At 62.3% G+C, this 19,941-nt stretch carries 20 protein-coding genes; 13 read left to right on the top strand and 7 right to left on the bottom strand.

Annotated features, from left to right (window positions below):
- Window positions 1-16 precede the first annotated feature (16 nt).
- Entirely contained in the window at window positions 17-1,099 is a 1,083-nt protein-coding gene (locus ACFPN2_RS36285) for an enoyl-CoA hydratase/isomerase family protein (protein ID WP_380605877.1), read from the top strand.
- On the opposite strand, the gene ACFPN2_RS36280 is transcribed toward ACFPN2_RS36285, so the two are convergent.
- From ACFPN2_RS36280 to ACFPN2_RS36255, 6 genes are read right to left on the bottom strand one after another with little or no spacing between them, the layout of a single operon-like run.
- A complete protein-coding gene (locus tag ACFPN2_RS36280) occupies window positions 1,092-2,777 on the bottom strand; it encodes an FAD-dependent oxidoreductase (RefSeq protein WP_380605875.1) in 1,686 nt (561 codons plus the stop codon). The genes ACFPN2_RS36285 and ACFPN2_RS36280 overlap by 8 nt on opposite strands.
- On the bottom strand, window positions 2,774-4,174 hold the full coding sequence (locus ACFPN2_RS36275; RefSeq protein WP_380605873.1) for an amidohydrolase family protein: 1,401 nt from the start codon (window positions 4,172-4,174) through the stop codon (window positions 2,774-2,776). The genes ACFPN2_RS36280 and ACFPN2_RS36275 overlap by 4 nt, the downstream gene beginning before the upstream one ends.
- Window positions 4,175-4,214: 40 nt before the next feature.
- Window positions 4,215-5,516: a CoA transferase gene (locus ACFPN2_RS36270; protein WP_380605872.1), complete on the bottom strand. Its 1,302-nt coding sequence runs from the start codon at window positions 5,514-5,516 to the stop codon at window positions 4,215-4,217.
- Window position 5,517: 1 nt separating this feature from the next.
- Window positions 5,518-7,008 (bottom strand): class I adenylate-forming enzyme family protein, encoded by a 1,491-nt coding sequence (locus tag ACFPN2_RS36265; protein WP_380605870.1) that lies wholly within the window; start codon window positions 7,006-7,008, stop codon window positions 5,518-5,520.
- Window positions 7,009-7,019: 11 nt separating this feature from the next.
- Entirely contained in the window at window positions 7,020-7,310 is a 291-nt protein-coding gene (locus tag ACFPN2_RS36260; protein ID WP_380605868.1) for a hypothetical protein, read from the bottom strand.
- Between the two features lie 9 nt (window positions 7,311-7,319).
- Window positions 7,320-8,531: a CaiB/BaiF CoA transferase family protein gene (locus ACFPN2_RS36255; RefSeq protein WP_380606753.1), complete on the bottom strand. Its 1,212-nt coding sequence runs from the start codon at window positions 8,529-8,531 to the stop codon at window positions 7,320-7,322.
- A gap of 136 nt (window positions 8,532-8,667) precedes the next feature.
- Between ACFPN2_RS36255 and ACFPN2_RS36250 the strand changes: the two genes are divergently transcribed.
- From ACFPN2_RS36250 to ACFPN2_RS36200, 11 genes are all read left to right on the top strand, one after another.
- The gene (locus ACFPN2_RS36250; RefSeq protein ID WP_380605866.1) at window positions 8,668-9,447 is read left to right on the top strand and encodes an SDR family NAD(P)-dependent oxidoreductase; all 780 of its coding nucleotides are present in this window, start codon (window positions 8,668-8,670) and stop codon (window positions 9,445-9,447) included.
- 14 nt (window positions 9,448-9,461) lie between these two features.
- Window positions 9,462-10,568 carry a Gfo/Idh/MocA family protein gene (locus ACFPN2_RS36245; RefSeq protein ID WP_380605864.1) on the top strand — a complete coding sequence of 369 codons (1,107 nt, stop codon included), beginning with the start codon at window positions 9,462-9,464 and terminating at the stop codon, window positions 10,566-10,568.
- Window positions 10,569-10,766: 198 nt separating this feature from the next.
- A complete protein-coding gene (locus ACFPN2_RS36240; protein WP_380605862.1) occupies window positions 10,767-11,030 on the top strand; it encodes a hypothetical protein in 264 nt (87 codons plus the stop codon).
- A 77-nt stretch (window positions 11,031-11,107) separates the two neighbouring features.
- The gene (locus ACFPN2_RS36235) at window positions 11,108-12,358 is read left to right on the top strand and encodes an acetyl-CoA C-acetyltransferase (RefSeq protein ID WP_380605860.1); all 1,251 of its coding nucleotides are present in this window, start codon (window positions 11,108-11,110) and stop codon (window positions 12,356-12,358) included.
- A gap of 84 nt (window positions 12,359-12,442) precedes the next feature.
- The gene (locus ACFPN2_RS36230; protein ID WP_380605858.1) at window positions 12,443-12,934 is read left to right on the top strand and encodes a MarR family winged helix-turn-helix transcriptional regulator; all 492 of its coding nucleotides are present in this window, start codon (window positions 12,443-12,445) and stop codon (window positions 12,932-12,934) included.
- 340 nt (window positions 12,935-13,274) lie between these two features.
- The gene (locus ACFPN2_RS36225; RefSeq protein ID WP_380605856.1) at window positions 13,275-14,261 is read left to right on the top strand and encodes a thiamine pyrophosphate-dependent dehydrogenase E1 component subunit alpha; all 987 of its coding nucleotides are present in this window, start codon (window positions 13,275-13,277) and stop codon (window positions 14,259-14,261) included.
- Window positions 14,258-15,274 (top strand): alpha-ketoacid dehydrogenase subunit beta, encoded by a 1,017-nt coding sequence (locus ACFPN2_RS36220; RefSeq protein ID WP_380605854.1) that lies wholly within the window; start codon window positions 14,258-14,260, stop codon window positions 15,272-15,274. The genes ACFPN2_RS36225 and ACFPN2_RS36220 overlap by 4 nt, the downstream gene beginning before the upstream one ends.
- Complete coding sequence (locus ACFPN2_RS36215) at window positions 15,271-15,501, top strand: biotin/lipoyl-containing protein (RefSeq protein WP_380605852.1); 231 nt, start codon at window positions 15,271-15,273, stop codon at window positions 15,499-15,501. The genes ACFPN2_RS36220 and ACFPN2_RS36215 overlap by 4 nt, the downstream gene beginning before the upstream one ends.
- 15 nt (window positions 15,502-15,516) lie before the next feature.
- Window positions 15,517-15,831 carry a hypothetical protein gene (locus ACFPN2_RS36210; protein ID WP_380605850.1) on the top strand — a complete coding sequence of 105 codons (315 nt, stop codon included), beginning with the start codon at window positions 15,517-15,519 and terminating at the stop codon, window positions 15,829-15,831.
- Window positions 15,832-15,834: 3 nt separating this feature from the next.
- Complete coding sequence (locus ACFPN2_RS36205) at window positions 15,835-16,578, top strand: 2-oxo acid dehydrogenase subunit E2 (RefSeq protein WP_380605848.1); 744 nt, start codon at window positions 15,835-15,837, stop codon at window positions 16,576-16,578.
- 25 nt (window positions 16,579-16,603) lie between these two features.
- On the top strand, window positions 16,604-18,121 hold the full coding sequence (locus ACFPN2_RS36200) for a CoA-acylating methylmalonate-semialdehyde dehydrogenase (protein WP_380605846.1): 1,518 nt from the start codon (window positions 16,604-16,606) through the stop codon (window positions 18,119-18,121).
- 6 nt (window positions 18,122-18,127) lie between these two features.
- Here the strand turns inward: ACFPN2_RS36200 and ACFPN2_RS36195 are convergent, their stop codons facing one another.
- Window positions 18,128-19,501 (bottom strand): spinster family MFS transporter, encoded by a 1,374-nt coding sequence (locus ACFPN2_RS36195; protein WP_380605844.1) that lies wholly within the window; start codon window positions 19,499-19,501, stop codon window positions 18,128-18,130.
- 111 nt (window positions 19,502-19,612) lie between these two features.
- Here ACFPN2_RS36195 and ACFPN2_RS36190 point away from each other — a divergent pair, with 111 nt between their 5' ends.
- Window positions 19,613-19,933 (top strand): 2Fe-2S iron-sulfur cluster-binding protein, encoded by a 321-nt coding sequence (locus ACFPN2_RS36190; protein ID WP_380605842.1) that lies wholly within the window; start codon window positions 19,613-19,615, stop codon window positions 19,931-19,933.
- Window positions 19,934-19,941: the final 8 nt, after the last annotated feature.

The raw sequence follows: 19,941 nt of genomic DNA, 5'->3' as shown, positions 1-19,941 counted from the left end.
TCGCAGGTGATCTCTCATGACCCCGGCGCTACGCGCTGCTGTCGAAAAATATCTGATCGATCCATCGCAGGAGGGGGCGTGGCAGGCGCTCGCGTTCGTCGATCTCGACGCGTGTGACAACGCGGCTGGGATGGGGTCGCCGCCACTCGCGTCCGTCGATCTCGATGGGTGTGGCAGTACGGCTCGGATGGGATTGCCGCCGCTCGTGTTCATCGACCTGGATGTATGTGATCGCTCGGCTTTGGCGGGGTCGTTGCCGCCGTTCCCAGTCATTGGCATCGGCGATCCGGATCATCCGCTGAGCGTGACGCTCGACGCCGTGCTTGAATCGCCAGTGGATGCTGAGGCATTGATCAAGCAGGTCGAACGCGCACCGAGAGCGGCCGCGGTTACGGTGCAATTGCTACGGACGGCGGAAGCGCTCCCGCTGGATCGTGCGCTGGTGCTCGAATCGCTCGCTTACGGGCTTTTGCAGGGAAGTGAGGAATACGCGGCGTGGCTCAGTGCTCGCCGGCCCGCGGAACCCAACCCCGACGGGAGAGTCGTTGTCGAGCGTCGTGACGCGGTCCTTCACGTTACGCTCGATCGGCCCCGAGCTCGGAACGCCATCAATCGCGTCGTCCGCGACCAGCTCTATGAAGCATTCACCGTCGCTGCAGCCGATCCAGAGATTCGCTCGGTGAAGCTGCGCTCGGTCGGCGAGGCATTCAGCGCCGGCGGCGATCTGGAAGAGTTCGGAACCACGAGAGATCCGGCAACCGCGCATCTGATTCGCATGCACACGCTGCCTGCGTTGGCCGTAGCACGGCGACCGGAAATTCTCGACGTTCACATACAGGGCGCGTGTATCGGCGCAGGTGTTGAGATCTCTGCATTCGCGGGCCGTGTGACGGCCGCGTCGACCGCGTGGTTTCAACTTCCCGAGCTCGCGATGGGTTTGATTCCCGGCGCAGGCGGTTGCGTCTCCGTGCCTCGCAGAATCGGCCGACAGCGCGCAGCGCTGATGATTCTTTCCGGTCAGCGGATCGATGCACAGACAGCGCTGCGTTGGGGGCTGATCGACGCCATCGAAGATCAGCCGCCCGTTACAACTATTTGACGCCGGCGGCGTGTTTCGCGGCGACATACCCCCAAACAAACGACGGTCCCACGCTGCTGCCCGCGCCCGGATAGAAGCGGCCCATCACTGATGCGGTCGATACGCCCGTCGCATAGAGCCCGGGAATGATCGAGCCATCGCCGCGTAGCACTCGCGCGTGCTCGTCCGTCACGACGCCGCCATAAGTGCCGACATCGCCGGGCACGATGGGTACGGCATAGAACGGCCCTTTGTTTATCGCGCCGAGTGTTTCTGAAGGTTTGTTGAGGGAGTCGCCCAACCAGCGATCGTAGGCGCGCTCGCCGCGATGAAAGTCTTCGTCCTTGTTCTTCGCGACGAATCCATTGAAGCGTTCGACCGTGGTTTTGAGCGCGGCCGGATCCATCTTCAGCTGTTGTGCCAGCGCTTCGATGGTGTCGGCCTTCTTCAAGTATCCCTGGTCATACCAGTGCTGCGGCTTCGCTTTGCCGGGCATGGTGCCGGCGAGCCAGTACTTCGCCATGAACTGACTATCGAAGATGGCCCAGCTCGGCACCGCGGGCACGGTCTTGTTTCTTTCGAGCATGGCCTTGCAGTAGGCCATGTAGGAGCCGCCTTCATTCATATAACGCACGCCGCTCTGGTCGACGAGAATCGCATGAGGCGATGCGGTCAGCGCTTGCGCGGTCGGCTTGGCTTCACCGTCGGCGGCGCCGGGCGGATGCGTTTGTTGATTGCCAACACGCTCTTCCATCTGGGCGATGGCCGCACCGATGCGCATCATCTCCTCGATCATTTCGCCGGTGTCGCCGGGCGTGGCCATGGTCCATTTCACCGATGTTCCCGGCGCGTATTGATCCCGCATGCGCTGGTTGCGAGCGAAGCCGCCGGCGTTGACCAGCACGCCCATGCGAGCTTCGACTCGCCAGGGGCGGCCGTCCTTGACGGTCGCGACGCCTTTAACGGCGCCATTCTCGACGATGAGTTGACTCACCGGCGATTCTGTACGGATCTCGATGCCCGCTTTCACTGCCGCTTGCAACATTCGTCCCTGCAGCGCGCCGCCGCCCGCGATCCAATACTTGCCAGTGATTTTCCCGAGCACGCCGCGAAGGACCAGCTTCGCGACCAGTGCTTTCACGCGCCACGATCGGGTCAGCGCGGGCAATTCCATCATTTCTTCGAGCGAGGGTTGCAGCAGATCCACGGGCGCGCGAATGAAGGTCGGCTGCAGCTTTTGTTTCCATTCGCCCAGCTCGTTGACGTTGAACAGCTCGGCAACGACGGTTCGACCATCTTGCGAGCCGCCCGGCAGATCGTCGTAGTAGTCCGGCCAATAGGTGACACGGTTCAGCTTCACGCCCTGGCTCACCAGGAAATCCACCATACGCGGCGCTTCGGTTACGTAAGTGCGACGACGCTCGAGCGTCGAGCCGGGGGCGTCGGTTTGTTTGCTCGTCAATGCATCGAGATAAGTGTTGGCTTTCTCGGTGCTGTCCTCGATGCCGTCCCGCTTCATGAAACGATTGTTCGGAATCCACATCACGCCGCCAGAGCGCGCGGTCGTGCCGCCGACGAGCGCGGTCTTCTCGAGGATCAGGACCTGCTTGCCCAGCGTGCGCATCAACAGCCCGGCGCACATCGAGCCGCCGCCGCTGCCCACCACGACAAAGTCGACGACCTCGTCAAAACCGCTCATGTCATCCCCTCGGTGTCGCGATTGAAGATCATCCGTCCGTCGATGAACGTCGCGCGGACGTGCGCTGATGAAAGCGTGCTGCGGGCGGCTGCCCACGAGCGATCGAGTAAGCAAAGATCGGCCGGCGCACCGATGGTCACGTGGCGGTAGCGGTTCAGTGCTGTCGGGTCACGCAGAAAGAGATCGAGTGCTTGTTCCGGCGTGAGTGCTTCGGACGCGCCGATGGCAGCCCCGCTTTCGGTATGGCGCGAGACGGCGGCGGCCATGGAGGCCCAGGGATCGCATCCGCCGAATGGCGCGTCGCTGCCGCCTGCTAGTGTCACATCCGCGTCGAGGAAAGAGCGGAGTCTATATAGAAGTTGGCGAGCGTCGGCGTCGACATCGGTTAGATAGCGGTCGCCTCGCTCTCTGATGAAGTGCGGCTGACTGACGACGGCGATGCCGGCGCGTGCAATGTCTTCGATGGCCGAGTTGGGTGCGATGGATGCGTGCTCGATGCGATCGCCGGCGAGGGTGCCGGCGTCGTTGAAGGCTGCCAGCGTGAAGACGATTTCCACTTCGGTCGCACAGTGAACTGCGACACCGCGACCTTGCTCGTGTGCGCGTCGGATGAAATCGGCGGCGTCGTCGAGTGTCGGCAGGGCGGCTTCGTGGAGGTGAAGCTTCGCTGGGCCCAGTAGCACTCGATCGTTTGTGTCGTTAGGTCCGAGGCTCAAGCGGCCGGCGAGTACAGCGCGTTGTGGCAGGTCGCGATTGCCTGTTTCCTTGATGAAGTGACGGGCCATAAATGAATCATTGGCCGGCGACATTTCCGTGAGACCCGTGATGCCGCGGCTCGCGAGCATCGCGCCGACCTGAGCGAATGATGGCGGTTCGCTGCCCAGCGTTCGTTGCAGCCAGGCGTCTTCGTCGAACAGGCGGCCGGTGTATCGAGTGCCATCGTGCTCGAGCCCTTTAGGTGGCGGCGATTTGTTTAGCAGGCGATCTAGGGCGACGGAGTTGAAGAACCACATGCGGCCGGATCGATGCTGTACGCGGACCGGGCGATTGGGAGCGATGCGGTCGAGTGTCGCGGTGTCGAGCATTCCGGCGACGCTTTCGTGATAGCCGGTGGCTCGCAGCCAATCTGTGCCAGGAGTTTGCAGGCGAGCGGCGAACGTATCGCGGTCCGTCACATCGGGCGGCCCGCAGCGGACCGAGCTCAGCGATGCGGCCAAAGCGGCGACGTGGATGTGATGATCGTGCAGGCCGGGCAACAGTAAACCGTTGTTCGCATCCAGCGTGGGCTCGTCGTCGTCGTCGCCGGCGTCGAGCTGGCCGATCGCAGTAATGACGCCCCGCTCGATGCGAACATCGACGATGCCGCCGCCTTTGAGCTCGGCGTGACGGATTAGCATGTCGCCACCTTTGCAAGCGGCCTCAGGTTTTGCCGCTGCGTCAGCATGTCGCCACCCTCGCGAGCACGCTCTGCGTGTGCTCGCCGAACAAGCTGGCGTTGCCGACGCTTCGGCGCGCGACGGTGGGGAATGGCGCGCCGACGTTCGCGTTCCAATCGATCAGTTGCTGGCTCAGCACTTCCGGCTCGTGTTCGCGACAGCGCGCGAGGCAATACGCCACAACGTCGCTTAGCGCGATTCCAATCCGGCCGCCGACCCCAGACTCCCAGGCACGCCAAGCGGCGTCCGCTGCGAAGATTCCTGTGAGAGGATCGCCAATCGCATCACCAACGAATCCTGTTCGCCCCGTCGCAACTCGCAAGGCCGCGCTCAGTCCGGCGGCGACGCTGCAGTCGTCGCCGAAGCCGACCCAACCGGCCGGCTCATTCGTCGCGCCATGACCGGTAATCGTGATCCACACCAACCCCGGCGTCGTAGCAACGATCTCCATCGCATCGAACCCAAGCTGCGCAAGGGCGCGAGGTCGCGACGCTTCGATGACGATGTCCGCCGTAGAGATCAACGCGCGCAACGCTTGCCGGTCGTTGTGATCGGAAAGATCGACGACGACACTGGACTTGCCCTGATTGAGCAGCGAGTAGAACTGCGAGTCGCCGTTACGCATGGCATCCGGCCGCTTGCGACTTTCGACTTTGATGACATCGGCGCCCGCGAGCCACAAGAGATGCGAGGCCAGCGGCCCTGCCCAAAGCGCGGAGAAATCGACGACGCGCGGTCGCGCGCGTCGGCTGGCGCTAGCTGAACAACCGCGCGCCAGTGAAATGAACGGAGCGGACGGGGCACGCTGTGCCAGCTGAATGCAAGGCGTCGATGGAGAAGTCCCTGTTGCCGGCTGAACGCGAGGCGTCGACGGAGAAGTACGTTCTGCCAGCTGATCACAAGAGTTCGACGGCGCCGCACGCGTCTCGTGCTCCGCCGAGATCGCCAGGCCCATCGACCGACCCCGCATCACCAACGATTCCGCATGACATCGCGACACAAGCGCTGCAATCGTCGCGTCGTCGCTGCTATCGAACGGCTCAGTCTCGAACAACGCCGGCAACAACTCCCGATCCGCGACCCGGGAGAGATTCAGCGCAATCGTATCGTCGAGCGCATCGAACAAGCGGCACCCACCGCCCGCCGAAACCCGCCCGGAAATCCGCATGCCCGCCAGCATCGCTCGTTCACCGAGCAGCGTCTGGCCGCTCAGATCCGCGAGTGCCGCCGAGCCCGTCGCAGTCGCGAGCCGACGAATCGCTTCGTCGGCACAGCTGGCGAGCGGGATTGCGATGGCGGCCATGTTAGTTTCGCAGCAGTGCGCGAACCTCACGTCGAAGCAGCTTGCCCATTTCGTTGTAGGGCAGCGCGTCCATGACAGCGATCCGCTCCGGTACGCGTGAAGAGCGCAGGCGATTCTTGATCAGAGTACGCAGCTCGTCGTCGCTCGGGGCCTTCTGGCCGGGTCGAGGCACGATGGCGATGCCAACGGTCTCGCCCCATTCGATCGAGGGCACGGCGACGGCCGCAGCGTCGGCGATGGCCGGGTGAGTCATCAGCGCATCTTCGATTTCGGCAGGAGAGATGTTCTCGCCACCGCGCACGATGATGTCGTCGGCACGACCGGAGAGATAGAGATAACCATCGGCGTCCATGTACCCGGCGTCACGCGTCGGGAACCAGCCATCGGCATCGAGCGCCTTGCGTTCTCGATACTCGCCGGAGACTTGCTCGCCGCGAACGTAAATTTCTCCGCGCTCGCCCGACGGCAATCGCCGGCCTTCTTCGTCGCGGATCTCGATCTCCACGGTCGGTAGCGGTTTGCCCACCGACCCCAACCGAGCGCGAATCGCTGGATCGGTCGCGCGTTGCGCAGCCCGATGCTCCTCAGGTCCGAGCAGCGCAATCGTCGAGCTGGTCTCGGTGAGACCGTACGCATTCGTGAACTTGACCTTAGGAAACAGTTCCAATGCTCGCTCGATCAACTCAGTCGGCATGCGACCGCCGCCATACGCAATCGCTTGTAACGAAGACAGCTCGGCACGCGTGCCGCCGTCCATCCGAGTGATGATTCTCGACAGCATGGTGGGCACGACGAACGCGTTGGTGGCGCGCTCATTGGCGGCGAGCACGAGCCAGTCATCGGGATCGAACGCCGGCAACAGCACAATCCGTCGCATCGAATAGATCGAGCTCAGCAGCGCTGCGATTCCAGCAATGTGATACGGCGGCACGCTGACCAGCGCAGCCTCGTCTTCCGAAGCCGATCCGAACTCAACCGTGCCGAGAATGTACGAGAGCAAATTGGAGTGACGCAGGATCGCGGCCTTCGGTGCGGCAGTGGTGCCGCTCGTGAACAGCTGAATCGCGATGCCTTGCTCGATTTCATCAGCGGCATCGCCGCTCAGCCGCTCAGCCTCAGCAACGAAATCGGCACGAGACAAAGCTGTGTGCCCACCATCGGGATTGAGCCGTTGGACTCGTTCCACATCGCCCGTGATGTACGCCGGTGAAATCCGCTGCAGTAGTGCCGAGAGATCCGCGTCAGCGAGTCGATAGTTGAGCGGAACATACGGCACGCCCGCGATGGCCGCGCCAAAGAGCGAGATGGCCGCACCCTCGCTATTCTCATCGAGCAACGCGACGTGCGAGGCGCCACTCTTCAAAATGCTCTGCGCGGCGCCGTGGGCCGCCTTCCACAACGACTGATACGACCAGCGACGGCCATCGCAAACCAGTCCGATGCGCTCAGGCTCGGCATCGGCGGCCATCTGCAGAATAAGAGAAATATTCATCGCGAGCGGGCTCAGTCGGAGGCGGGCAGCGGCTTCGCGTCCTTGATTTTCAGAGCCTGGCCGGCGATGGAGAGCGAGCCCTGGCCCTGCTTCACGCACAACAATTCGACGGTGCCGGCCGCGTTCACATAGCGCTTGCCGATCTTGGTTCCCTCGGCGAACGCGGGATTCACGGCCTGGCGCTCAGCAGGGCGCTCTTCAACCATCGGCGAGCCGCCGCAGTCGATCGATATGTCGCCGGCGCGAACCACCATGACTTCGGTATCGCACACGACGCTTTTCAATTTGGTTCCGGGTTTCATAGGCAGGGCTCAGGCGATGGCGCCGACGGCTTTCAACTGTTCGATGCGGTCCCAGTCGATGCCGATTTCCATCAAGAAGGTTTCGGTGTGCTCCGAGGCTTGCGGGGCACGCGTGGTCTTCACCGGCGCGTGATTGAATTGCACCGGGCCGCGCACCAGCTTGAGCGGCGGGCCTTCGGTGGCTTCGACTTCGACGATCATGTCGTTCGCCAGCGCCTGCTCGTCGGTGGCGAGATCGATCAGGCTCTGGATCGGCGCCCACTGACCTTTCATGGTCTTCAAATGCTGGCGCCAGTATGCAAACGGTTTGCTGCCGATGGCCTGCACGATCAGATCACTCGCGGCTTTGGAGTTCTCGATCAGCTTGTGCACATCGGCAAAGCGGGGATCGTCGCCCGCTTCGGGAATGCCGAAGTGCTCGAACGCGTCGCGGATCAGCCCGGTCGGGCTCACCATACAAAGGTTGATCGTGCCGCCATCCGAGGTGCGGAAGTTACCCATCAACGGATTCTTCGCTGAGCCACCCGAGGTCGGCATGGCATTCCGTGTGATGACGCCTTTCTCCATGCCTTGCGAGACGAGCGCGCCCGAGGCCCACCAAGCCGTGCTCAGCAAAGAAACATCGAGCTCCGCGGGCTCGCCAGTCCGCTCGCGATTGAAGAGGGCAGCGGAAATGCCGCCGGCGATGAACATGCCGCCGATCGAGTCACCGAATGCTGGAATGCCTTGAGTGAGCGGTCCGCCGAGCTCTGCGGGCGTCATCGAGTGAGCGATGCCGCTGCGTGACCAGAACGCCGTGCCGTCGAATCCGCCGACATCGCGCTCAGGGCCTTTGTCTCCGTAAGCACTGCCACGGGCGTAGATGATCTTCGGGTTTGCCGCGCGAATATGCTCGATGTCGAACTTATGTTTCTGCCGCACGGACGGCAGATAGTTCGTCAGGAACACATCCGAGGTCTTCGCGATCTCATACAACAGCGCCTGACCCTCGGGCTTGGAAACGTCGATGCCGACGCTGCGCTTGCCCCGATTGGGATGTTCCATCAGCGTGTGGCGATTGGGATCGAGCGATACGCCGCCCATATTGAGAAAGCCGCGCTGCGTGTCGCCGCGCACCGGGTGCTCGACCTTGATGACGTCCGCGCCCCAATCCGCCAGGACCGCGCCGGCCGCCGGCACGAAGGTGAACTGCGCCACCTCCAGAACTCTCACCCCTTTCATGACTTGCATGCAGCGTCCCCCACGCGGTCTGTCTTTGCCCGGGATCATCCCCGAGATTGCCCGCACTAATCAACAGCAGTGTTGCATAGCCGGCGGCAGTTCGGTAGAACTTGAGCCGACAGCTAGGGGGAACGAAATGAAGATCGATGCGACATTGGCGGCCGTCGTCACGGGCGGCGCGTCCGGCTTGGGACTGGCTACTGTCAAAGCCTTACGTGCGGCGGGCGCGAAAGTCGCCATCTTCGACCTGAACCCGGAGACGGGAGAAAAGGCGGCGGCCGAGACCGGCGCCATATTCTGTCGCTGCGATGTGCTTACCGACGCCAGCGTCGACGAAGCCTTCGCCAAGGCCCGCGCCGAGCAAGGTCAGGAACGCGCACTCATCTGTTGCGCGGGCGGTGGCAACGCCATCGCGACTGCGCGCCGGGACAAGCAGACTGGCGAGATCAAGATATTTCCTTCCGAGCAATTCGAGTGGGTGTTGCGGTTGAATACCGTCGGCACCTTCCGCTGCATCACTCGCGCCGCCGCCGGGATGATGACGCTGGAACCGATCGAAGGTGAGCGCGGCGTGCTCGTGAACACCTCGTCCGCCGCAGCCACCGAAGGGCAGATGGGGCAGGCAGCGTATTCAGCCGCGAAGGCCGCAATCGTGGGCATGACGCTGACCATCGCTCGCGATCTGTCGCGTGAAGGCATTCGTGTGAACACGATTCAGCCAGGCATTTTCAATACGCCCGCCATGTCGCGCGCGACTCCGCAGATGCTCGAAGCGCTGGGTGCGATGGTGCCGTTCCCGGCGAGACTGGGTCATTCAGATGAGTTCGCGAGCATGGCGCTCGAGATGATTCGCAACGGCTATATCAATGGCGCGACCGTGCGGCTCGACGGCGCCATTCGCATGCAGCCTCGCTGAACGGATTCGCGAACATGACGTTACGAGTTGGAATCATCAGCGCGAATTGGGGAACGTTCGCGCACCTGCCGGCGTGGCGCGCCATTCCGGGTGTCGAAGTCACCGCCGTGTGTACCTCGCGCCAGGAAACTGCCGAAGCGGCGGCCAGGAAGTGCGGAATCGAGCGCGCCTTTTGGGACGCGCAGAAGATGGTCGCCGATCCAGACATCGACATCGTCGACTGCGGCACGCGGCCAAGTATCCGGTACGCCATGGTTTTATCCGCGCTCCGCAATGGCAAGCATGTCTACAACGGCATTCCGTTTGCCGCGAACATCGACCAAGCCCGCGATCTGCTCGACGCCTGGCGTGCCAGCGGCAAAGTCGCGATCACCGACGCGTATTCGCAGTGGCTGCCCGCGCCGCGAATGGCGAAGGAAATGATGGACGACGGGTTGTTGGGCAAGCCCTTCGCCGCGACTTGTTTCTTCAATCTGTCGCTATTCAACAAGCCGCATCCGCTGTTTCCGTATAACTGGTTCTGGCAGAGCGGCCACGGCGTCTCGGCCATGCGCAACCTCGGCAGTCACGCGCTGAACATGCTTGTTTTCATGTTCGGTGATGTGGAAGAGGTGGTTGCGCACGACGGCCAGCTGCTCGATCAATGGGAGTTTCCGGACGGCAAGACGATCAAACCGGAAACAAACGATTTCGCGTGTCTGCTCCTGCGCATGAAGAACGGCATGGTCGTGCAGTTGCAGGTGTCGTGGAATGCCACCGTTCAGCCGGGCTGGCGCCTCGAAGCGTTCGGCAGCAATGGACGATTTGTGGCCAGCGCACCGAGTTTTCCAACCAGTCGCGACACGACGTTACATGCGGGAACGGTCGCGAGCGGTCGCCTCGATCCGGTCGAGATCCCGCGGCGGCTGCTCGAGTCTCCCGAAATTTCAGTCGTGGCCGAGGCCGATCCGCAGCCCGTGTTCCCGATGGCGCTGTCCATGAACCGCATGGTTCGGGCGATCAAAGGCGAGGGGACGGCGCATCCGGGCTTCGAACAGGCTTGGTTTGTTGAACGAGTTCTGGAAGCCGCGCGCCGTTCCTCGACGGAGCGGCGCTGGGTTCGCATCGACGAAGTGGTTTGATTTCACTAAGGAAATGATTGGCAACACCGAGGTGACGACGACCGGAATTGTGTACTGATTCACAGGACTTCCCGTTGACTTTGGCTGGTAAAGTACTAAGGTAGCTTTGTATTAGGTGCCTAGGTATTAGGCACCTTGGTATGAGCTACCTTGGTGTCCAAGGTCATTTAGTGGTTTTTCAAACTCGGAGAAAGTCACGTGAGGAAGTCCTGGGTTGCCTTGGCGATGGGCGCGTTCATCAGCTTGTCGGCGGTCGCACAACAAGCGGTGGCGACAGAGGGCAAGATGCTGGTCGCCGCGAACGGCGCGCGTCTCGGTGCTGTGTATCGAGTGACCGATGACGGCTCGGCGCAAGTGATCATCGACGGCAAGATGGTGACGGTGCCGGCGTCCACGTTGTCGGTCGTCGATGGCAAGTTGACGACGACGCTGTCGAAGGCGGAAGTTCGCAAGCTGAAGTGATGCACTGACGTTTCGAGTAGCGGCGGAAAGGTCGCGAGAGCCTTCCGCCGCAATTGATTCATAACGAGGGGGATGCAATGGCCGAAGCATTCATCGTCGATGCTGTTCGCACACCGCGAGGCATCGGCAAGCCGGGCAAGGGCGCGCTGTCCAAAATGCATCCTCAGCATCTGGCGGCCGTGGTGCTCAAGGCGCTCAAAGAGCGCAACGACATCAACACCGCCGAAGTCGACGACGTCATCTGGGGCACGAGCGCGCAGAAGGGCAAGCAAGGCGGCGACATGGGTCGCATGGCTGCACTCGATGCCGGCTATGACGTTCGCGCCAGCGGCGTCACGCTCGATCGTTTCTGTGGCAGCGGTTTGACCGCGGCCAGTCTGGCAGCGGCGCAGATCAAATCAGGTATGGAAGATTTGATTGTCGCCGGCGGGACCGAAATGATGTCCTTGATCACGACGCTCGGCGAAGAAGAGCGGGCGGCGGGATTCAAGTCGCTGGGGATTGGCACCGGTAATCCCCGTCTGCAGGAGCGTCATCCGCAATCTCATCAGGGCGTATGCGCCGATGCGATCGCGTCGATGGAAGGCATCGGTCGCGAAGCGCTCGATGCGTTCTCGCTCGAGAGTCAGCAGCGCGCCGCCCGCGCCATCAAGGAAGGTCGTTTCGATCGCTCCATCGTTCCGGTCGTCGACGATGAGGGCAAATTGATTTTGGCGAAGGACGAGCATCCTCGCCCGCAGACGACTGCGCAGGATCTCGCCGCGCTGAAGCCGAGCTTCACGCAGATCGCCGATTTTCCGTTGGAAGGCGGGGTGACGTTCCGTCAACTCATCAACCGCCGCTATCCCGATCTCAAGATCGACCATTTCCATCACGCGGGCAGTTCGTCAGGCGTTGTGGATGGCGCGGCGGGTTTGCTGCTCGCGTCTGACACGTATGCCCGCAAGCATGGTTTGAAACCTCGCGCCCGTGTCGTGGCGACCGCGAACATTGGCGATGACCCGACGTTGATGCTCAACGGGCCGGTGCCTGCGGCGAAGAAAGTGCTGGCGCGAGCGGGGCTGACTGTGAACGACATCGATCTGTGGGAAGTGAATGAAGCATTCGCTGTCGTGGTCGAGAAGTTCATTCGCGATCTGAAGTTGGATCGCGAGAAGGTGAATGCCAACGGTGGAGCGATTGCGCTCGGTCATCCGATCGGAGCGACCGGCGCCGTGCTCATCGGCACGGTGCTCGATGAACTGGAGCGTCGCGACGCGAAACGCGCGCTTGTTACAATGTGCGCGGCGGGCGGCATGGCGCCGGCCATCATCATTGAACGCGTCTGAGCGAACGCACCGATGCCCTCTCGAAAAGACCGCGCGCCCGAGCAACCCAATCCCGAAGCTCTCTTTGGATCCGCCGGAGCGACCTTGAACGCACCCGAGAGCCGGAAACGAGCCGTCGCCGTGAAGATGACCGTCATCGCCCGCCAGATGCGGCAGCGGTTCGATCAGTTCGTCGAAGGCGACGGTCTGACTCGCGGCAAATGGAGCGTCATCGTCGCGGTGGCCCGCAGCCCGGGCGCCACACAGCGCACGATTGCTTCGATGTTGGAGATTACGGAAGTTACGGCGGGGCAGTTGATCGATCGGCTGTGCGCGGATGGCTATCTGGAACGACGCGAACATCCCAAGGATCGACGCGCGCACTGTGTGCATCTCACAGACAAGGCAACTCCGTTGCTGGGGCGCCTGAACGAAGTCGCGAAGGTGCATGAGGACCAGACGTTCGTCGGCTTGAGCGACGCGGACCTCGAACGTTTGGAAGCCATGCTCGATATCGTCGCGCGCAACCTCGCGCTGTCTCGCTGCGCGGACGAAGAGAAGAAGTCCGTGAGATTGCGCAGCGTCGGCGGCGCTTAGTCGCGCGAACTCGCATACGCTGGATTACTCGCCGGCGTAAGAATAAATCCGGTTTTGCACGGGAAGAACAAGCGGCGCTGTGAGCGAGCCGCAGTCCTTTCTTCGTGCGCGTCGCGCATCACTGACGTTTCGGCGACGCCTGTCGGGGGGAGGACCTCCCCCCGACAGGCGTCGCAGACCACGACCTGACAACGCGAACTCTCAGCCGCAGTCATCCCCATGTCGCCCTCCGTCAAGACATCTTGTATCGCCTCGGGCGCTAATGAACACTGGTGTTGAATAACAATCCCGAGTGCGGTGAAATGTTCGAAGACTCGCGGTCCCCATCTGGAGAGCGCCCATGAGCGCGACACGCTCGCTTCCGCCCAAAACGCTGCTCGATGTATTTCGAACGGCGCTCAAAATTCAGCTCATCGACGAGAAGGTGCGCGGGCTGTTGATGTCCGGTCGCATGGCCGCCGTCTTCTATTCGCCGCGCGGTCAGGAAATTCTTGCCGCCTGCATGGGCGTGAATTTGAAGCCCACCGATTATCTCGTGACCACCTATCGCGGCATGCACGATCAAGTCGCGAAGGGCATCCCGCTGCGTCAACTGTTCGCTGAGTATTACGGCAAGGCAACGGGCACGTGCAAAGGCAAAGGTGGCCCGATGCACATCACGTATCCAACCGCCGGCATCATGGTGACGACCGGCGTCGTCGGCGCGGGTCTCCCGATCGCGAATGGACTCGCGCTCGCCTCACAGCTGAAGAAAGACGGTCGCGTGACCGTGGTTACTTTCGGTGACGGCGCATCGAACATCGGCGCGTTCCACGAATCTCTCAACATGGCTTCGCTCTGGAAGCTGCCCGTGATCTTCCTCTGCCAGAACAACGGCTATGGTGAATGCACCAAGTACGAGAAAGCCACCGCCGTTGCAAACATCGCCGACCGCGCCGCCAGTTACGACATGCGCGGCGTCACGGTCGACGGCAACGACGCCAATGCCATGCACGAAGCCATGCGCGAAGCGGTCGAGCGTGCACGCAGCGGCGACGGTCCGACGTTGCTCGAAGCGAAGACCTTCCGTTTCATGGGTCACTACTTCGGCGACCCCGGCGCCTACATTCCGAAGGAAGAATATGCTGCCGCGCTGGCGCGCGATCCGATGCCGATCGCCCGCGCCGCGGTTCTGAAATCCGGGGCCGCGACCGAAGCAGATCTCGAAACGCTGGCCACGCGGATCAATGCGGAGATCGACGACGCACTCCAGTTCGCGCTGGACAGCGCGCCGCCGGACGTGAGCGAAATCGATGTCGATATCTATGCAAGCGGAGCACACGCATGAGTGCGGTCACTGACGCGCCAAAGAACATCACGTTCACGGACGCCTACCGAATCGCGCTGGAAGAATCGATGGCGCTGGACGAGAGCGTCATCATGCTCGGCGAGGACATCGGCGACGACGAAGGCGGCGGCGTTTTCAAAGTCACCAAGGGCCTGTCGACTCGCTTCGGCAAGCATCGCGTCCGCACGACGCCGATTTCCGAGGAAGCCATCATGGGCGCCGCAGTCGGTGCCGCGCTCGCGGGCATGCGTCCGATCGCCGAGATCATGTTGATGAACTTTGTCACGGTCGCGATGGATCAGATCGTGAATCACGCGGCGAAGTTGCGCTTCATGTCCGGGGGACAGACCTCGGTGCCGCTGACTATTCGTACGCGCACTGGCGCAGGTGCCGGAACGGCCGGTCAGCATTCCGACATGCTCGAAGCTTGGTTCGCGCACGTGGCCGGCATGAAGGTTGTCGTGCCTTCGTCGCCCGCCGATGCCATCGGGCTGATGGCGGGTTGCATCTTCGACGATGACCCGTGTCTGTTCATCGAAGATGGTATGACCCGCACGCTGCAGGGGCCGGCGCCGCCGCCGAATTATCGGCTGCCGCTGGGCAAGGCAAACATCCTGCGCGAAGGTAAGGATGTTTCTCTGATCAGCTACGGTCGCCCGATCCAGGATGCGAAGGTCATCGCGGACAATCTCGCCAAAGAAGGCATATCCGTGGAGATCGTCGATCTGCGCACCGTGTCGCCGCTCGACACTGAAACGGTGCTGAAGTCGGTCGCCAAGACACGCCGTGCGGTCATCGCTCACGAAGCGCCGCGCAGCTTCGGCGTCGGAGCGGAAGTGGCCGCGCGCATTCAAGAGCATCTGTTCAGCGATCTGAAAGCGCCGGTGCTGCGAGTAGCCTCGCGCGACGTGCCCGTGCCGTTCACCAAAGTTCTGGAACAAGAATTTCTTTACAAGCGCACGGCGATGGAAGCCGCCATTCGCCAGACGTTGGATGCGAGGTCGGCACGATGAGCGTGGAAGTCAGAATTCCGCAGATCGGTTTCTCGATGCAGGAAGGCACGTTGGTCGAGTGGCTGGTGACCGATGGCGCGCAAGTGGAGAACGGCGCGCCGCTGTACACGCTCGAGCTCGATAAGGCCGTTCAGGAAGTGACTGCGCCCGCCGCGGGTAAGCTCAAGGTGCATGCGAAGACCGGGCAGGTCTATCCGGTCGGTGAGCTGATCGCGGAAATCATCTGAGCCGGGAGGTCGTCGATGGGGCGCTATATTTTCGCAGTCCAGAGTAATCCTGCCGAAGGCCTCGAGCAGGAGTACAACGACTGGTACTCGAATCAGCACCTCAATGACGTGCTCGCCCTGCCTGGCGTGCTCGGGGCACGCCGCCTGGCGCTGGCGGATCAGCAAATCATGCCGACGCCGCACAACTTCAAATACTTCTGTCTGTACGAAATCGAGCTCGACAACCTGCAGACCTTCATCGATGCGCTCATGGCCAGGGCTGGAACCGAGCGTATGCCGATCAATAAGGCTATGGGCAACTCTCTGCCCGTATTCTGGAAGGTTATGTAGCGAATGAGTACCGCAGCTGGGGCCATGTTGCCATGGCCCGTCGATGATTTCTCCAAGTATGGTCCGGTCGAGGCGCAGCCGGTCGGCAAGATCCAGGGGTTCGTGGGACGGGCGATGCACCGCAATTGGGTGTCCATCCCGCACGTCGCCCATCACGACGACGCCGATGTGACCGAGTTCGAGCGCCGCCGGAAGGCGTGGAATGCCGCGCATCCGGACGATAAGCGCACGTTGCTGCCGGTGCTGATCAAAGCCAGCGTGGCAGCGCTGCAGGCGCATCCGAAGTTCAATTGTTCTTTGAGCGCGGACGGCGCGACGGTGTTCACGAAGAGCTATTTCAACATCGGCATCGCGGTCGACGTGCCGAGCGGGTTGCTGGTGCCGGTGCTTCGCAACTGCGATCAAAAGAGCGTCGGTGAGATCGCCCGCGAGATCGTGCAGATCTCGGAGAAGGCACGGACCAAGGGGTTGTCAATCGCCGAGATGGCGGGCGGATGTTTCACCTTGTCATCCCTGGGGCATATCGGCGGCACGGGCTTCACGCCGATCATCAATGCGCCGGAAGTGGCGATTCTCGGCATCTGTCGTACGCAGGAGCGCTTCGTGCCCGATGCGGGCGGCAATCCGGTGCTGAAACAGATGCTGCCGCTGTCGCTCAGCTATGACCACCGTGTCATCAATGGCGCCGATGCCGCTCGCTTTGTGCGCTTCATGGCCGATTGGCTCGGCACGTATCAGTTCGCCTGAAACATTCATCGTTGGAACTCGCATCATGTCTGCATCGCCTCGCTCTGCTACGCCTGCTTCCTGGATCACTCATTGGGTCGGAGGCAAAGCGGTGCCGGGCGAGCAGACGCGGGCCGGTGACGTATTCGATCCGAGCACGGGCGAGGTGACAGCTCGCGTTCCGTTTGCATCGTTGGAAGAGCTCGATGCGTGTGTGCGCACGGCTCGCGCGGCCTATCCCGCCTGGGCCGCGACACCGCCGCTGCGACGTGCTCGAGTCATGTTCCGTTTCCGCGATCTGCTCGAACGCGCCAGCGACGAGCTGGCAGAAGCCATTTCACGCGAGCACGGCAAGACGCTGGCCGATGCGCGGGGCGAGATTGTTCGCGGTCTGGAAGTGGTCGAGTTCGCCTGTGGTATTCCCGATCTGCTCAAGGGTGAGCACAACGAAAGTGTCGGCACCGGCGTCGATGCGTTCAGCATCCGTCAGCCGCTCGGCGTCGTGGCCGGCATTACGCCGTTCAATTTCCCGGCCATGGTGCCGTTGTGGATGTTTCCTATCGCGCTGGCGTGCGGAAACGCGTTCATTCTAAAGCCGTCCGAGCGGGATCCGTCGGCGTCGGTTCTGATCGCTCGCATTCTGCACGAGGCCGGCTTGCCGGCGGGTGTGTTCAATGTGATTCACGGCGATCGTGAGATTGTCGATGGGCTGCTCAGTCATCCTGGCGTGGCTGCCGTCAGCTTCGTGGGCTCGACGCCGGTCGCGCGTCATGTGCATCTGGAAGGCACGAAGCACGGCAAGCGGGTGCAGGCACTCGGCGGTGCGAAGAATCATGCGGTGATCATGCCGGACGCGGATCTCGATGACGCGGTGAATGCCTTGATGGGCGCGGCTTTCGGATCGGCCGGTGAGCGTTGCATGGCCATTTCCATCGCAGTGGCCGTCGGCGATGACACCGCCGATCGCTTGATCACGAAGCTCGAGCCGAAAGTGAAGGCGCTTCGCATCGGCGGCTATTCCGATCTCAACGCCGACATGGGCCCGTTGATTACGGGCGAGCATCGATCGAAGGTGTGCAGCTACATCGAGTCGGGTGTCGGGGAAGGGGCGAGCCTGGTCGTCGACGGTCGCGGTGGCCTCAGTAACAAAGGATTTTTCCTGGGCGGCTCGCTGTTCGACGGCGTGAAGCCGCAGATGCGCATTTACCAGGAAGAAATCTTCGGGCCGGTGCTGGGCGTGGTGCGCGTCCCCGATCTGGACGCAGCAATCGACTTGATCAACGCGCACACCTACGCGAACGGTACGGCAATCTTCACTCGCAGCGGCAGCGCGGCTCGTGCGTTCACATCAGCCATCGAAGTCGGCATGGTCGGTGTGAATGTGCCGCTGCCGGTGCCGATGGCGTTCCATAGCTTCGGCGGCTGGCGCAGCTCGCTGTTCGGCGATCATCACATCTACGGTCGTGAAGGCGTGCGCTTCTATACGCGCTTGAAGGCAGTCACGCAGCGTTGGCCGCGAGACGTGCAGCACGCCGCCGAGTTCTCGATGCCGACGATGAAATAGCGGCGGTCAGTTCGCCCAGCGCTCGGCGTCGGTGACTGCTTCGCGCATGGCGCGAAAGCCCAGCGCCAGGAACAGGGCGCCGATCGGGCAGCAGATCGCAACCAGCGTCGCCATGCCGAAGCCGATGCCTCGGCCACCAGCGTTGGCGTAGAACAGTTCGGCGAACAGTGCGATCAACATCGGACCGGAGGCGCCGCCCAACAATCCGGCCGTGCCGGAGAAGAATGCGATACCCGTGCCGCGGAGCTCGTTAGGTGTCACAAGGTTCAGCGCAGTGGATGCGCAGGTCGGCAGCGACGAGACCGCCGTCAGGAATAGACAGAGGCAGGCCAGAAAAATCCAAGGACTGGTGCTGGTGTTCGCGATGATGCCAGCGGGCGTCGCTACCAACAGGCAGCCCGCGTACCAACGAAGCTGAGCGTCGCGAATACCGCGACGGAACATTGCATCGATGGCCCGGCCGCCAATGACCTGAGACGCGATGCCAGCCGTCGTGAGCGTAATGCCGAGCGCCAGGCCGATCTGGCTCGGTCCCCAGGCGAACGTGCGGCCCATGTGCGCCGGATACCAGGTGCCGCAGCCAGCCACCACCGCGGAGGCAAAGGCGAATGCGGTGTAATGGCACAGGAAGAAACGTTTCTTCTGACCAATGAACTTCAACAGATCCGCATATGACTGGGTCCACGAGCGGCGCCGGTCCGTATTCAGCAGTCCCCGACGCGCAGGTTCCGGCAATGTGAAAATGAGGAAGGCCAGCAACAATCCAGGCAATCCCACGATCAGGAACACCGCCTGCCACGACCGCATGGTTCCAAGCACGGGCACGACAATGGTGTCGGTCCGCGCGACCAGATCGACAATCACGCCGCCGAAGAAATAAGCGCATCCCGAGCCCAACGTCGCGCCCAGGCCGTAGATCGCCATTGCTGTCGTCAGTCGTTCGCGTGGGAACAGGTCGGTGATCATCGATGTGGCACAGGGATTGAGCGCCGCCTCGCCGACACCCACGCCGACCCGAGCGACCAGCAAATGCCAGAACCGCTGTGCCAGTCCACACATCGCAGTGGCCAGCGACCACACGGCGACACCGGCGAATATCACCCAGCGCCGACTGAAGCGATCGGCGAGCGTGCCGAGAATCAGGCCGAACAGACTGAACGTGAGCGCGAACGCCAGGCCGTGCAGCATGCCGAACTGCACGTCGCTGATCCCGAGGTCGCGTTTGATGGGATCGACCAGCAGCGTGATGATGAAACGATCGAGGATGGAGACCAGATAAAGCAGGGCAAGCACGAACACCGCGTACCAGCCCACACTGCGTGGCGGATAGGCCGTGGCTTCGTTGCGAACTGCCTGCATCGATTCGACGGCTTCCGACATCCGCATCCCCCGCTGTATGTCGTTTATGTTCCGTCGGCCAGTGTCGCCGCCGGATTGACGTTAGTCAACAATGCTGTTGACTATCGGCATGGCTCTCGATAGCTTTGAACGATGCCAAAGCTGACCGTGGTGACCCGAGCGGGGGACGAGATAGAGATCGAGCAGACTCGACCCGGCGCGTCCGTCATGGAGCTGATGCGCGATCACGATGTGCCCGATCTGCTGGCACTGTGCGGCGGCAGCCGCTCCTGCGCGACCTGTCACGTCTGGGTCGATGCGGCGTTCGTGGACAAGCTCCCCGAGGCCGTCGAGGAGGAGAACGAGTTGCTGGACAGCTCGATGCATCGTCAGCCGAACTCGCGCCTGTCGTGTCAGATCAAATGGAAGGACGAGCTCGAGGGCCTGCGAGTCACGCTGGCGCCCGAGGACTGATTGCCAAA

The organism is Steroidobacter flavus (assembly GCF_042651805.1).
In the GTDB taxonomy this organism is placed as follows: domain Bacteria; phylum Pseudomonadota; class Gammaproteobacteria; order Steroidobacterales; family Steroidobacteraceae; genus Steroidobacter; species Steroidobacter flavus.
The sequence above is the reverse complement of the archived record's forward strand: the minus strand, read 5'-3'. Positions and strand labels throughout refer to the sequence as shown.

Coding starts and splice junctions, on each gene's coding strand:
- ACFPN2_RS36220 (WP_380605854.1), top strand. CDS start 14,258: ATGAGTGCGGTCACTGACGCGCCAAAGAACATCACGTTCACGGACGCC.
- ACFPN2_RS36285 (WP_380605877.1), top strand. CDS start 17: ATGACCCCGGCGCTACGCGCTGCTGTCGAAAAATATCTGATCGATCCA.
- ACFPN2_RS36215 (WP_380605852.1), top strand. CDS start 15,271: ATGAGCGTGGAAGTCAGAATTCCGCAGATCGGTTTCTCGATGCAGGAA.
- ACFPN2_RS36250 (WP_380605866.1), top strand. CDS start 8,668: ATGAAGATCGATGCGACATTGGCGGCCGTCGTCACGGGCGGCGCGTCC.
- ACFPN2_RS36265 (WP_380605870.1), bottom strand. CDS start 7,008: ATGAATATTTCTCTTATTCTGCAGATGGCCGCCGATGCCGAGCCTGAG.
- ACFPN2_RS36205 (WP_380605848.1), top strand. CDS start 15,835: ATGAGTACCGCAGCTGGGGCCATGTTGCCATGGCCCGTCGATGATTTC.
- ACFPN2_RS36190 (WP_380605842.1), top strand. CDS start 19,613: ATGCCAAAGCTGACCGTGGTGACCCGAGCGGGGGACGAGATAGAGATC.
- ACFPN2_RS36235 (WP_380605860.1), top strand. CDS start 11,108: ATGGCCGAAGCATTCATCGTCGATGCTGTTCGCACACCGCGAGGCATC.
- ACFPN2_RS36275 (WP_380605873.1), bottom strand. CDS start 4,174: ATGCTAATCCGTCACGCCGAGCTCAAAGGCGGCGGCATCGTCGATGTT.
- ACFPN2_RS36195 (WP_380605844.1), bottom strand. CDS start 19,501: ATGTCGGAAGCCGTCGAATCGATGCAGGCAGTTCGCAACGAAGCCACG.
- ACFPN2_RS36280 (WP_380605875.1), bottom strand. CDS start 2,777: ATGAGCGGTTTTGACGAGGTCGTCGACTTTGTCGTGGTGGGCAGCGGC.
- ACFPN2_RS36245 (WP_380605864.1), top strand. CDS start 9,462: ATGACGTTACGAGTTGGAATCATCAGCGCGAATTGGGGAACGTTCGCG.
- ACFPN2_RS36270 (WP_380605872.1), bottom strand. CDS start 5,516: ATGGCCGCCATCGCAATCCCGCTCGCCAGCTGTGCCGACGAAGCGATT.
- ACFPN2_RS36210 (WP_380605850.1), top strand. CDS start 15,517: ATGGGGCGCTATATTTTCGCAGTCCAGAGTAATCCTGCCGAAGGCCTC.
- ACFPN2_RS36200 (WP_380605846.1), top strand. CDS start 16,604: ATGTCTGCATCGCCTCGCTCTGCTACGCCTGCTTCCTGGATCACTCAT.
- ACFPN2_RS36255 (WP_380606753.1), bottom strand. CDS start 8,531: ATGAAAGGGGTGAGAGTTCTGGAGGTGGCGCAGTTCACCTTCGTGCCG.
- ACFPN2_RS36260 (WP_380605868.1), bottom strand. CDS start 7,310: ATGAAACCCGGAACCAAATTGAAAAGCGTCGTGTGCGATACCGAAGTC.
- ACFPN2_RS36225 (WP_380605856.1), top strand. CDS start 13,275: ATGAGCGCGACACGCTCGCTTCCGCCCAAAACGCTGCTCGATGTATTT.